This is a genomic window from Streptomyces sp. NPDC052023 (genome assembly GCF_044548465.1).
Classification (GTDB): Bacteria; Actinomycetota; Actinomycetes; order Streptomycetales; family Streptomycetaceae; genus Streptomyces.
Genome location: NZ_JBIUBW010000043.1, coordinates 1 through 13,107 on the forward strand (window position 1 = coordinate 1; position 13,107 = coordinate 13,107).

10 protein-coding genes and 1 pseudogene are annotated in these 13,107 nt (G+C 68.8%); 6 read left to right on the top strand and 5 right to left on the bottom strand.

Annotation, left to right across the window (positions count from 1 at the left end):
• Window positions 1-425 precede the first annotated feature (425 nt).
• Window positions 426-1,081: pseudogene (locus tag ACIHCM_RS37220) on the top strand (transposase); the annotation flags it as partial.
• Between the two features lie 564 nt (window positions 1,082-1,645).
• Window positions 1,646-5,395 (top strand): S8 family serine peptidase, encoded by a 3,750-nt coding sequence (locus ACIHCM_RS37225; protein ID WP_399906409.1) that lies wholly within the window; start codon window positions 1,646-1,648, stop codon window positions 5,393-5,395.
• Window positions 5,396-5,948: 553 nt separating this feature from the next.
• Here ACIHCM_RS37225 and ACIHCM_RS37230 read toward each other — a convergent pair.
• The gene (locus tag ACIHCM_RS37230) at window positions 5,949-6,368 is read right to left on the bottom strand and encodes a winged helix-turn-helix transcriptional regulator (RefSeq protein ID WP_399906412.1); all 420 of its coding nucleotides are present in this window, start codon (window positions 6,366-6,368) and stop codon (window positions 5,949-5,951) included.
• Window positions 6,369-6,475: 107 nt separating this feature from the next.
• Between ACIHCM_RS37230 and ACIHCM_RS37235 the strand changes: the two genes are divergently transcribed.
• From ACIHCM_RS37235 to ACIHCM_RS37250, 4 genes are all read left to right on the top strand, one after another.
• Window positions 6,476-7,207 (top strand): DsbA family protein, encoded by a 732-nt coding sequence (locus ACIHCM_RS37235; RefSeq protein WP_399906415.1) that lies wholly within the window; start codon window positions 6,476-6,478, stop codon window positions 7,205-7,207.
• Between the two features lie 91 nt (window positions 7,208-7,298).
• Window positions 7,299-7,943: an FMN-dependent NADH-azoreductase gene (locus ACIHCM_RS37240; RefSeq protein WP_399906418.1), complete on the top strand. Its 645-nt coding sequence runs from the start codon at window positions 7,299-7,301 to the stop codon at window positions 7,941-7,943.
• Between the two features lie 517 nt (window positions 7,944-8,460).
• Window positions 8,461-8,715 carry a hypothetical protein gene (locus tag ACIHCM_RS37245; RefSeq protein ID WP_399906420.1) on the top strand — a complete coding sequence of 85 codons (255 nt, stop codon included), beginning with the start codon at window positions 8,461-8,463 and terminating at the stop codon, window positions 8,713-8,715.
• A 405-nt stretch (window positions 8,716-9,120) separates the two neighbouring features.
• A complete protein-coding gene (locus tag ACIHCM_RS37250; protein ID WP_399906423.1) occupies window positions 9,121-9,501 on the top strand; it encodes an ATP-binding protein in 381 nt (126 codons plus the stop codon).
• Here ACIHCM_RS37250 and ACIHCM_RS37255 read toward each other — a convergent pair.
• The 4 genes from ACIHCM_RS37255 to ACIHCM_RS37270 form a co-directional block, all read right to left on the bottom strand.
• Entirely contained in the window at window positions 9,420-9,800 is a 381-nt protein-coding gene (locus tag ACIHCM_RS37255) for an antibiotic biosynthesis monooxygenase family protein (RefSeq protein WP_399906426.1), read from the bottom strand. The genes ACIHCM_RS37250 and ACIHCM_RS37255 overlap by 82 nt on opposite strands.
• Before the next feature lie 173 nt (window positions 9,801-9,973).
• Complete coding sequence (locus ACIHCM_RS37260; RefSeq protein ID WP_399906429.1) at window positions 9,974-10,399, bottom strand: hypothetical protein; 426 nt, start codon at window positions 10,397-10,399, stop codon at window positions 9,974-9,976.
• Window positions 10,400-10,852: 453 nt separating this feature from the next.
• Window positions 10,853-11,422: a hypothetical protein gene (locus tag ACIHCM_RS37265; protein ID WP_399906432.1), complete on the bottom strand. Its 570-nt coding sequence runs from the start codon at window positions 11,420-11,422 to the stop codon at window positions 10,853-10,855.
• An 840-nt stretch (window positions 11,423-12,262) separates the two neighbouring features.
• Window positions 12,263-12,787, bottom strand: a complete 525-nt coding sequence (locus tag ACIHCM_RS37270) for a hypothetical protein (protein WP_399906435.1) — start codon at window positions 12,785-12,787, stop codon at window positions 12,263-12,265.
• Between the last annotated feature and the right edge of the window lie 320 nt (window positions 12,788-13,107).

The window sequence follows — 13,107 nt, forward strand, 5'->3', positions numbered from 1 at the left end:
TGAACGGGGCTATCCAGGAGGGCTCCGACGCCGTGATCACACCAGACACGACAAGATCATCTCACCCGTGACCAGCAGTTACGGGACAGCCCTTACTCTCCGACACCGACTTCGAGTCCGTGCCAGTCTCGCCAAGTCTTGACCCACCGCGTGTTCAGACGCCGCTGGGCAACGGCCGACATCCTCCGGGCAACGTCTGATCGGTCCGCGACACAGCCAGCCATCACGATCGCCAGCCCCGGGCAACCGGGGCCGCTTCGCATGCCCCCAGAACTGCCAGGAGCCGGCCAGACAGCCAGCTCGCCCGCGTACGCCGCCATTCACCACCCCGAACAGGCATCGAACGACACCTGAACGACGAAGATCCCGTCCGATCTTGCGATCGGACGGGATCTCGTCACCACTCTTGAGCTAACTCAAGAACAGTCGACCGAGGCAGGCCGGGGAGTTTACCGCTGGAGGACCGGGTGTTGCTGGTCACGGCCTACTGGCGTACCAATCTGCCGTTCCGGCAGCACGCTCCGCTGTTCGGCGTCTCGAAGTCCACTGCCGGCCGAGTCATCAAGCACCTCGGACCCCTGCTCGCGCTCAGGCCCCGCAAGCGGTTCGCCAAGGACACCGTTCTCATCGTGGACGGCCCCCTGGTCCCCACCCGGGACCACACCATCGCCGAGCGGTCGAAGAACTACCGGTACTCCACCAACCACCAGGTCGTCATCGATGCCGACTGCCGCCTGGTCGTCGTGGTCGGCCATCCGCTCGCCGGGAACCACAACGACTGCAAGGCGTGGAAGGAGTCCGGCGCCAAGGCTGCCGTCGGCAAAACCTTCACAATCGCCGACGGCGGCTATCCAGGCACCGGACTCGTCATCCCGCACCGCCGCCAGCGCGGCCCGACCGAACTCCCGCACTGGAAAAGGGAACACAATAGGTCCCACAAGCAGGTCCGCGCCCGCGTCGAGCACGTCTTCGCCCGCATGAAGACATGGAAGATCCTCCGCGACTGCCGCCTCAAAGGCGACGGCGTCCACCACGCCATCTCGGCATTGCACGCCTGCACAGCCTCGCCCTTGCCGGATAGGCAAGCAGTCCGCACCGCGGCCCACCACGCCGGTGGCGACTTCAGGAGCTTTACGGGACAGCCCTAAGAGGACGGCAGCTCGCGGCCCCGCCCAGGAGCCGCAATGCACCTTCCAGGGGCTGGTGAACCGCAAGTGGAACACCCCGATAGTGGCGTCCGGCGGTGGATTGCCGCCCTCGCCGCGTTCCGCCGGGCAGGTAGGGCCGCTGCCTCCGGAAACCGACCCGACGACTCTCACCCGAGCCCGCCGCACAGCTTCTCGAGGTCCCCGATGCCGCACGTGTTTGTTGGGAGTTCTGGCAAGGTCGCGAGGCACGCCACCTGTACGGCGCGTCAGCGACGCTGCAACGGGTGCCCGGTGACCCCGGAGGCGATCCGTGTCGGAGTTAGGCCATGTCGTGTTTGCGCCATCCCAAGTCGTAGACCCCTTCGAACTGCTCCACACATGATCGGCCAGGTTGTGAATTGCAGGTGGACGAAGGGTTCTGGCTGATGTCTTCAAGAAGCCGCCTCAGGGCAGCAATAGCTGCGGGGCTGGTATTGGCTGCCGCAGGCGTGCCCGCTGTGGCCACGGCGCAGCCGACTTCTGCCGGTGGAGCCGCCCGGCCCGCCGCCGCGACCAAAGGCTCCTCGACGAGGGACGCCTCGGCGACAGTACGGCTGATCAGCGGCGACCGGGTGACCGTCACGACGCTGCCCGGCGGGCGGCGCGCCGTGTCGGTCGAGCCCGGCCCCGGGCGCGAGCACATGCCTTTCAAGCGCATCGAAGGCGACGACAATGCCCTGACGGTCATGCCCTTCGACGCGGAGGCCCTCGTGACGGCCGGGGCCCTTGACCGTCGCCTGTTCGACGTGACCGGCCTCATCGCCGACGGCTTCGACGAGGCCCGCTCCTCCGCTCTGCCGCTGATCGTCTCGTCACGGCCTGAGCCCTCGCCGACGGGTGCCCGGGTCACCGCCCGGGCGGCGAAGGCAGCGGCGGCGACCGCCGACCGCCTCGTTGCGCTCAACGCCGGGAAGGCGCCCGCACGCAAACTGGAGAGCATCGACGCCCGTTCGGTGCGGGTGTCCGGCCACGACCTGTCTGCCTTCTGGAGGGCACTCACCCCGGGCGGGGAGTCGGACGCCGCGCGTGCCGAGGTCACCCCGCGGATCGCGCTGGACGGCAAGGTGCGGGCAGTGCTGGACCGCAGCACCGCGCAGATCAACGCACCGGCCGCGTGGAAGGCCGGCTACGAGGGCCAGGGCGTCAAGGTGGCCGTGCTGGACACCGGCATCGACGCCGAGCACCGGGACCTCGCCGACCGTGTCGCCGGGGCGAAGGACTTCTCCGGCAGCGGCAACACCGGTGACCACTTCGGCCACGGCACCCATGTCGCCTCCACCGTCGCCGGCACCGGCGCCGCCTCCGACGGAACCCGACGCGGGGTGGCACCCAAGGCCGACCTGCTGATCGGCAAGGTGCTCGACGACAACGGCTACGGCTCCGAGTCAGGCATCATCGACGGCATGGAGTGGGCCGCCGACGAGGGCGCCAAGGTCGTCAACATGAGCCTCGGCGCGGACATCCGCACCGATGGCACGGACCCGATGAGCGTCGCCCTCAACGCCCTGACGGAGTCCACCGACACGCTGTTCGTCGTCGCCGCCGGAAACTCGGGCCCCGGCCGGTACACCGTCGGCACGCCTGGCGCCGCCGACGCCGCCCTCACCGTGGGTGCCGTCGACCGCAGCGACACCCTCGCTCCCTTCTCCAGCCGCGGCCCCCGCTACGGTGACGAAACGGTCAAGCCCGACGTCACCGCCCCTGGCGTCGGGATCGTCGCGGCCCGCGCGGCCGGCACCTCGCTGGGCACCCCGGTCAACGCCGACTACATCGCGCTCGACGGCACGTCGATGGCCACCCCGCATGTCGCGGGCGCGGCCGCGCTGTTGGCCCAGCAGCACCCCGACTGGAGCGCACAGCAACTCAAGGACGCGCTGATCAGCACCTCCCGTACGGTGGCCGGCACCAAGGTGACGGAGCAGGGTGGCGGCCGCGTCGACCTGGCCACTGCCATGGGCCCGCTCACCGCCACCGGTTCAGTGGCACTGCCCCCGGTGCACCTGGGCAAGGCGAACGGACCGCGGCAGGCGGCAACCGTCCGCTACACCAACACCGGCGACAAGCCGCTGACGCTGTCCCTGTCGGTGAAGCTGGCGACCGACTCCGGCCGCTCGCTCGCGGACGGCGTGGTCGGCCTCGACTCCGACACCGTACAGGTGGCGCCAGGGACGACGGCGCAGGTCCCGCTGCACACCGCCCCCGCGCAGGCGGTCCGCGGCCGGTACTTCGGCTACGTCACCGCGAAGTCCGCCGACGGCACCGTGCTCGCCCACACGACCCTCTCCCTCGCTGTGCACGCCCCCAAGCACCGGCTGACCGTCGTCCTGCGCGACCGCGCCGGCGAGGTCGTGTCTGGTGCGACCCCGCAGATCTGGGGCGCCGACGGCGAGGTGGACTACTCGGATCCCCACGCGGGCGTCGCCGAGGTGGAAGAGGGCACGTACCAGATCAGCAGCAGCTTCCAGGAGCCCGGCGACGGAGGAACCGCCAAGGTCGGCGACGTCGTCGTGCCCGAGATCAAGGTCACCAAGGACATGACGGTGACGCTCGACGCCGCGAAGGCCCGCGAGGTGAAGGTCCGCACGCCTCGTCCCGCCGAGCGGTACGGCATCCTCGACGCCGTCTACTACCGTCAGATCGACGGGAACGTCCGCAGTGTGGGCACCATGGTCTGGCCCTCGGACCGCTACTACACCACCGCCACCGCCCCGGTCACCCACGGCGCCTTCGAGTTCGGCCTGCGCACCCAGATGAAGGCCCCGGAGCTCCGGGCCGAGGTGCCCGGCCGTGCGCTGGAGTTCACCCCCACCTATGAGCCCACGTCGCCGCCCTTCAGCGACAAGGGCGTTCGGCTCACCGCCGTGGACGCCGGCACGGCGCAGGCGCCCCGCTTCCGCGGGGTCCGCGGCAGGCTGGCCGTCGTACGGGACGACTACTCCGGCGGCTATGACGCGGCGGCACTCGAACGCGCCGCGGTCGACGCGGGCGCCGAGGCGCTCCTGGTGGTGTGGCCCGCAGGTGTCAACCACCGCACCCACTGGTCGCCGGTTGGGGAGCGGCTGGCCCTGCCGGTCCTGCGTGCCTCCGCGGCGGACGGCGCGGCCCTGCTGGAGCGCATGAGGAGTGGCACCACGAAGGTGGAGTTCTCCGGCACCGTGCGCAGCCCGTACATGTACGACCTGGCGATCGCCAAGGCCTCGATCCCGGAACAGGACGTCTTCACCGTCTCGGAGCAGGACACGGCGCAGGTGCGCAGCGCCTACACCCGGACCGGTGCCGCGTCCTGGGCGAGCGAGCAGCGCTTCGCCTGGCGCCCCTACCAGAACGCCGCGTTCTACGGATATGACCGCTTCGTCCCGGTGGGGCAGGAACGTGTCGAGTACGTGAGCACCGGGGACACCCAGTGGCAGCACGCCGTTGCCTACGGCCCCGTCGACCAGCTCGCCTCGCCGCTGCAGGGCGGTATGCGCGACGACCTGCACACGTATCGGGCCGGGCAGCGCACCACGGACGACTGGTACCGAGCGGTGGTCCGCCCGTCCATCCCGCGCGGTGGGCACCTGCCGTCGGTGCGCGACGGCGACAACCTGTCGGTGCGCGTGTCGGACTTCAACGACTCCTCCGAGACCGTCCACTGGTCGCACAGTCAGTTCGGCAGCGTCAGCGACCGGTCCGAGGCGGTGCTCCACCGCAACGGGAAGCAGATCGCGAAGTCCGTACAGGGAGCTTGGGCCAACTTCGAGGTACCGGCGGGTGACGCCGAGTACCGTCTGGACCTGGCCACCAGCCGCACGTCCGACAACTGGCACTTCGGTACCCGCACGCACACCTCGTGGACGTTCCGCTCGGACACCACCACCGTTAAGACCGTGCTGCCGATGCTCCAGCTCGACTACGACGTACCGGTGGACGTCCACAACGCGGTGGGCTCACAGCGCAAGCACACCCTCGGCCTGGGCGTGCGCATGCAGGACGGTCTGGCCGCCCCGAGCGGAGTGACGGTCAAGGTGGAGGCCTCGTACGACGACGGCAAGAGCTGGAACCGGGCCACCACGACCCGCAAGGGCAGCGGTTTCACCGCTACCGTCGAGCGGCCCTGGCGCGTCCACGGCGACGCGTACGTGACGCTGCGCGTGACCGCGACGGACGCGGCCGGCAACAGCGTCCAGCAGCGGGTCGACCGCGCCTACCAGCACCGCGGCGCCTGAGCCGCACGGTCACCACACCGCGGACCAATCGGCCGCGACACGGCGGGTGCCGAGGGCCCAAGGCCTCGGCACCCGCCGTGCCCGCTGCGCTCGCACTGTGACCGTGACTCACAGCGCCCGGAGTTCTACGTCCGCGTCGGCCCGAACACGGTGCCCGCACGCCGCCATGAGATCGCCGCCGGCTTCCGGCAGGCTCCGACCGTCGTCACGTTCTGAGAGCCGCCGCACCGGTGACGGCACACGTCGACCCAGTCGGTGCGGCCGGCCCGCACTGGCCCCTCTGGTCCAGCCCGGTACCCCGTCATGACGGCGGCGGAAGGGGAGGTCGAGAGGTCTCCGACCTCCGAACGCCTCTCAACTCCGCAGTGCTATCCCAATTCCGGCGATGTCGCCGCCCGTATCACGCTCACCGGATCCCCGAAGTCATCGTTCCCGCCCCTCAAACGCCAACCACGCTATGGCCGTTAGAACCGAGATGCGTGGTCGTGTTGGGAGCTCTCTTCGGGACTGAGGATGCAGTCAGCCAGCCAGGGTCGCCGGTGACGCACCCCCGTCACTTGGTGGCTGCGTCGAAGCGGCTCCGATTGCGGCTGATCTCGTCGTGGTGAATGCCGGCCCAGTCGATCAGGGACACCACGATGTCGTGCAGGGTGCGACCCAGGGGGGTCAGGACGTACTCCACGCGCGGCGGCACCTCGGCGTAGGCGGTGCGGCTGATCAGTCCGTCGCGATGCAACTGCCGCAAGGTGAGAGTCAGCATGCGCTGGGAAATGCCGGGGAGGCGGCGCAGCAGGTCGGTGTAGCGCAGCGGGCCGTCGTCCAGGGCGGCGATCACGAGCGCTGTCCACTTGTCGCCGGCCCGGTCCAGGACGTGCCGGATGATCTCCCTGTCTTCCACCGGCCAGCGGGCGCAGGGCCCCAAGAGTGCGGCGGTGTCCGTCTTGCCTGTGACCTGACCTGCGTTCGTGTCCATGGCGCACATCCCCTTCCGGTCGCGCACACGCATGTGCCTTTTGTATCGCCTTCCATACGGGTCCATCATGGTGCTACATCCAAAGCGTAAGTATTGGAGGTACCGCCGTGAAGGTGGAAATCTGGTCCGACCTCACGTGCCCGTGGTGCGGTCTGGCCAACCATCGTCTCGACCAGGCCGTGGAGCGGTTCGCCCATGGCGGCGACATAGAGCTCATCCACCGCTCCTTCCCGCTGGACCCCGACCTGCCGAGCAGCCCCGCGGTGCCGGCCCGGCAGATGCTGAAGCAGAAGTACGGGATGGACGACGCCCAGGCCGAGGCGGCCACCCGCCGGGTTGAGGTGCTGGCCGAGCGCGAGGGGCTCAAGCCGTACATCGTGCTGAACAACAAGAAGGCCAACACCCAACTGGCGCACGAGTTCCTTGCCCACGCCACCGCGCAGGGCAAGCACGCGGAGGCGTGGCACCTGGGCTTTCGCGCCTACTTCGGCGAGGCCCGCTCGCTCTTCGACGTGGACGCGCTGCTCGAACTGAGCGACGAACTCGGCCTGGGCCGGGACGAGACCCGGCAGGCCCTGGTGGAGCGCCGCTTCCGGCAGCAGGTCCAGGATGAGGCCCGCCGCGCCAACGCCCTCGGCGCCCGTGGGGCGCCTTTCCTCCTCATCGACGGTCAGTACGCCATCTCCGGCGCCCAGGACACCGACGCACTCCTCGGTGCCTTCCAGCAGGTATGGGACGCCACCCACCCGCCGCTCGTCCAGACCCTCGCCGCGGACGCCGAGGCGATCTGCGGCCCGGACGGATGCGCGCTGCCCGCCGATCACGCCGCCCGAGGCTGACCACCGCCCCAGGCCCGCTGCACTCATAGCCCGGTGGGCCGCACGAACCGCGGCCCACCTCCCCTCACCCGTACGAGAGGCTTTGTTTTCCGTGTCCTACCTGTTGCACCTCGACTCCTCCTCCATCGGTACCGCTTCGGTCTCCCGCCAGGTCGCCGACTCCTTCCGGGACGCCTGGACGGGCGAGGTCGTCTACCGGGACCTGGCCGCCTCACCCGTGCCGCACCTGAGCGCGGCAGGCGTCGCCGCCCAGCGCACCGACCCCGCCCAGCACACCGCGGAGCAGGCCGCAGCCGCCGCCGTTCAGAACGAACTCGTCGAGGAGTTCCTCGGGGCGAGTGCCTACCTGTTCACCGTGCCGATGTACAACCGCATGATGCCCTCGGTCTTCAAGGCCTGGCTGGACCAGGTCATCATCCCCGGCCGGACCATCATCCCCTCCGGCGAAGCCCCCTCCACCGGCCGCCCGGCCGTGCTGATCTCCGCCCGCGGCGGCGGCTACGGCCCCGGCACCCCCAACCACGGCAAGGACTTCCTCGTCCCGGCCCTGGAGTCCGTCCTGGGCGACACCGACTACCTCGGCCTCGACGTCACCACCCTCACCGCCGACCTGACCATGGCCCCTCGCGTCCCGGCGCTCGCCCACCTCATCCCGGTCCACGAGACCTCCCTGGCCCACGCCCACGAGCAGGCCCGCGTACACGCCGAGAAGATCAGCCAGCATATCGCCGCCTGAACTCGTCCCCGCACCCTCGCCGTGGTGGAGCCGTAACAGCCCCACCACGGCAGGCCTGGCGGCAACTGCTTCGTAGGTCTGCGGCGGAGGGCACGGTGAAGGCGTCAAGGCGTTCGAGCGGCGAGCGGGCTACCCATCGAGGAGATGCGCGCTTCGGCCGGCATGTGACGGGTTCGGGGAACCGGTCGGGCCGGCCGACCGAGTTACGGGCGGTGCTGATGTCAGTGGTCAGAATTCGGAGGTCAGGGGTCAGAGGTTGCAGACCGCGGACAAACTGACGCGCTCGCACCCGAAGGAGACTCATGGCCAGGCTCCTCTACTCGATGGTCACCTCGCTCGGCGAATGGGCCGATGCGGCGGAGGGAGACCTCGGCACCGAGGCCGAGGACCAGGAGGTGCATGGTGTCGTCAACGGCCTCTTCCGTCCCGTCGGCACGTACCCCTACCGCCGGCGGATGTACGAGACCATGGTCTGCTGGGAGACCCCCGCACCGAGCCCGACCAGCCGCCGCACATCGTGCAGTACGCCCGCGACTGGCGGGGCAGCAATGAAGATCGTCTATTCCACGTCGCTCGCGTCGGTGGCCAGCGCGAAGACCAGGATCGCGCGGACCTTGGACCCGGACGCGGTGCGCAGCTCAAGGCCGAGGCTGATCACGACCTCACCGACGACGGCCCGAACCTCGCGGCTCAGGCGATCGCGGCCGGCCAGGTGGACGAAAAGCGTGCCCTCGACAGCGGCCTCATCTACGCGCGCTACCGCATCCGTTGAGAGGGCTGGCGTGCCACTGCCACTCTGCGCCGACCGGGAACGAGCACTACCGGGACCAGGACACCAGGCGGGCGCCGTCAACCATCCCGCATACCTGCTACGCGATCGACCCTGAGCCGCGTGGTCCTCTCTTGGTGCTGCAGGCCGACCATGAGGGGGGGCCGCATCCGGCGCCTGCCCGCCTGAACTCCTGCACGCTGCTCCTCCTCTGAGAACGGGCGCCCCGATACCGGGTCTCCCTTGCGAAGAAGGGCGCGGCCCGCTTGAAGATGTCGCCGTCCTAAGGCAGGCGGCTATTCTGCTGTCGCAGGGCTACTCCGGCACGGGCAAGTCGCATCTGCTGATGGGTGGGCACCGCTATCGCGGAGGCTGGATGTCGGTCCGCTACACCACCACTCCGCGCTGGTGAACGATCTCGCCGAGGCCGAGGCCGAGGCGGGGCGTCGGCGGTCATCCGTGATCGCCCGCTACAGCAAGGTCGACCTGCTCTGCCTGGACGAGTTCGGCTACCTGAACCTGGACAAGAAGGGCGCGAAACTGCTGCTCCAGATCTTCACCGAACGCGAGGAGTGCAGGGCCACCGCGGTCGCCACGAACTCGCCGTTCGCCGAGCGGGGCAAGATCTTCGCCGGTCCCGGGCGCTGCGCGGCCATCGCCGATGCCGCGCCGGCCGAAACCGGTCGCGACGAGGTGACTTCGGTTGGTCAGCCTGGTGTCGGGTTCTGCGGATCCTCCGCTCGCGTGAACCCGTGGCTCCGCTCCACTTTCGCCACATGCAGCGTGTAGCTCTGGTACCAGTCGGCTTGCCCGCGCTTTTGCGCCGCGCGGTGCTCGGAGTTGGTCCGCCACTGCGTGAGGGCGTCGGCGTCGCGGAAGTAGCTGACGGTGATGCCCAGCCCGCCAGGAGTCTGCGCGTGGTCCATCCCCAGGTACCCGGGGATGTCCTTCACGAGGTCTTCCAGGCGTGCGTTGGTCTCGCCATAGCCGCTCTGCTCCTGGGTTCGAACCGTAGTGAAGACAGCCACGTAGTAGGGGGGTTCATAGGCATCGACGGGCGCGACAGGCGCTTCCGAATGATCGCTCATGGCGTCACCGTAGGGCGGGATGCGCCCAACGATCCAGCTACTTTCCTGAACGGGATACAAGACGATCGGGCTCTTGACCGAAGGCGTCTCAACGGGGGCGAGCCTGCCGGCTCACAGAACGGCGCAAGGGACGGGGGCAACCCCGGGCGAACGTTGGCTGATGCGGCACTGGATCAGCTAGGCCCCCCGGAAGGCTCACCAGATCCGGACCGATCCCTATCGAGCTCCTCCATCACCCGGCTCCGGAGGAGCTCGTACTCCTCACGGAGGCGACGCCACTCAGTGACGGGCGGGCGGGGGACGACGGTGCCGCCGGTGACGATCTCCTCCGGCCTGAACTGTCCCCGGGTGAGGTCGACCTCGACCCCCATGCCTATGCGGTTCCACCAGTGGAAGTCCCTGAACTCTCCGTCGACACGGACCTCGCCGCGGATCAACTCGCCGCCGAGCAGGTCGTTGAGGACCATGGCAGTGACTCCGCACTGGCCCCGAGCTGGGTTCTCCGTGCTCCACTGCGGCAGATCCTCCGGCGGGCACGTGTCGGCGCCCCAGCTGTTGCGGACCGCACGTTCGATGTCAGTAAGAAGCAACGGCGTCATGACGCAGCATTCTCGCAACGGCCACTGACAACCGGTCCGCCCCTGAGCCACTCACGGCGGGCACCTGGGGAATTGCGTGACCACACCCCTGGGGAATCACGCGGTCGTTGACACCCGGTGCAACCGCCGAGATCAGGCCCGCGGCCTGAAGTACGTGGTGGATTGCCGCCTTGAAGCTCGGTCAGCCTTCAGGGGTTACTGTCGGAGCCCCCGAGGCCGCTGACGCGTCGGCGAAAGTCGCCGGCGGTCTTGCCCTTTGATACTGACGGACGCGTAGTACCAGCGCTCGATCTGACGGAGCCTTCACAGCCGGAGTGCTCGTGGGCATGCTGGCCGAGCCGCCGGGAGATGTCCGGCGTCGGACGTGACTCTGGGCCTGAACAGCCTGACAGTGGGATCAGCGCAGGGCCACGACCAGACCGTCCCGTCATCGGTTCCGAAGGCCGAGGGGTATCAGTCGAAGCAGCTGGATCGTGCCCTGTCCGTCTCGGAGCCGACCTCTATCTCGAATGCGGAGCCCGAATCGAACTCCGGCCCGGCGTCGTAGTCGTACTCGAGCTTAAGGTCGCTGGCTGTGGTGAACTGCACGGTCAGCAGGAGGGCTTCGCCTTCCCCGCCTTTGGTGAAGCACAGGCCCGCCGTCGTTTCGGGGGTGTTCGGATCTGAGGGGTCGTGCTGTAGGTGCCAGTCGTCAGCCTGGGCGGTGGTGCGGTAGAAGTCCACGACCTTCTGCCGGGAGCCGGGGAAGGCGTAGACGCGCGCGGCGTACAGCCAGGCGTCGCCGGTGTCGTCGATGCAGCGCGAGTGAACCGAGTCGAGCCCTTCCGGGGCGGTCGCTCCTTCGGGGACGGAGTTCAGGATTGACTGAGAGCGCAGGTCCTTCAGCCGCGCCTCTGTGTCGTCGCATGTGTTGAACGGGGAGAGCGCGGAGCAGCCGGTCAGGCCGGCGGTCACCAGGGCGGTGGCCAGGAGCAGTGCGACGGGCAGGGCGAGCGGCCGGACGGGGCGCGTCGGCAGCGGCATGGGGATCTCCCGCAGGTCGTGGAGGGGTCGGCGGCTGGGGTGGCGGGCCCAAGGTGAATCGGAGGAGCTCGGGGACCGGACGACACGAGGGTGCGCCGGTGCCAGCTCCGAACACCGCCCCCCTCCTCGAACTGCCCCGAAGCTCACGCCGCCTGAACTACCCCATGATGCAGAGGCCGTGACTACTACTCGGCGGCGCCCCCTCCGCGGAGGTTGGCGGGCGTGGCTGTCTGCTCTGAAGCCGAGTCCGCGCAAGCCGCCGCATACCGGCCACGCCCTTGCCTCGGAGCACTGCCCTGTCGAGAGTTCGGGCGCTGACGAGTGGTGTCTCCTGCCGGTCGGCCATCAGGGCGTGCACAGCCGGGTATGAGCCAGCACGGCTACTTGCCCGGGGATCGCTGCCGAATCGAGTTGCTGTGTGATGAGTAGGATGCGCCGATGATCCGCCGCAGATTGGGCAGTCCGCGACAGCTTGTCGGGATCGCCTGCGCCGTCACCGCCCTGACTGCCTTCGGGTGGTACGCCATGCAGTCCGTAGGCTCCGACTGCACGTACTCGGTCTCGACAGTCCAGGACGGCAGTGGGCGCAATCTGCCGGACGCCACTGGCCGAGTGTGGTCGGACGAGGAACTTGCTGAACGCGCTTACCAGCGAGCCGTCGACTCCGGCCACTGTGACCCGCCCCGGGCGCGGTGGCGTCAGTGGATCGGCTGACGCCACGCCTCTCGCTGCCTAGGTCAGGGGCTTGCGTAACTGATCAACGGAGCGGGCGAAGGTGGGGTTGTGTGAGGGCGGGGAGAAGCAGTGGGCGGTAGGTCACCTCGTGTGTTGATCGTCAGGTCAGTTCGCCGGGAGCTGTCCCTCTTCATCTACCGCCACAGGCCGTCCCTCGGGCGGAGGCGGGGCCTGCTGGCTGCCGGTGGGTACAAACGTCACGAGATAGGCCTCGAAGCCCCCGTCCAGGCCGGCGCCCCACTCTTCTCGGGCCATGGCTGCCTGCCATCGCTCGCGTGAGTCGGCGCGGCCATGGGTGAAGATGTACGCGGTGTAGGTGGTGTGGGGGTGCAGTTGCAGTTGCGGGCCCTGGCCAGTAGTGGGGGCCGTGACGGCGATCAGCCCGGCGCGTGTGGGCCGGTAGGGGTAACTGCCCAGCAGTTGCCACCCTGTTCCCGGCGCAGGTTCCACAGCTGCCAGTTGCAGCGTGACCTCGATCAGATGGGCCTGTACCCGGCTTATGATGGTGAACTGTCCAGGTGTCACGATAACTGGGTCATCAGTGCGGAAATCGGGCACCTCGACCCACTCGGCGATGTAGAAGTGGCCGTACGCAATGCTCACGGCGCCGCTGTGTGCTAACTCCTGCATGCTTGCTCCTCCTTTTGTGGCGCCGTCGGAAGCCAGGCTAGTTCGGGGAGTGTGGCGGGGGCGGGCTCCTGGTGGCGCCCGCCCCCAATTCTCACTGGCTACTGCTTACTGACCTGCAAAGCGTGGTGTCGGTGGGGCTGACGGGTCATGATCCCTGCGGTGCGCCAAAGTGCATGAGGTGTGCGCAAGGGGGCGGGCTGACCAACGAACGGCGGGCCTTCCGTGTGAACCGCCCCGGGTTCGGTAGAGATCTCAGATTGTGGTTGTGACCTGGGGTTTCGTAAGTTCCGTGTAGTAGTTGGCTTCGTACTCGACGGGCG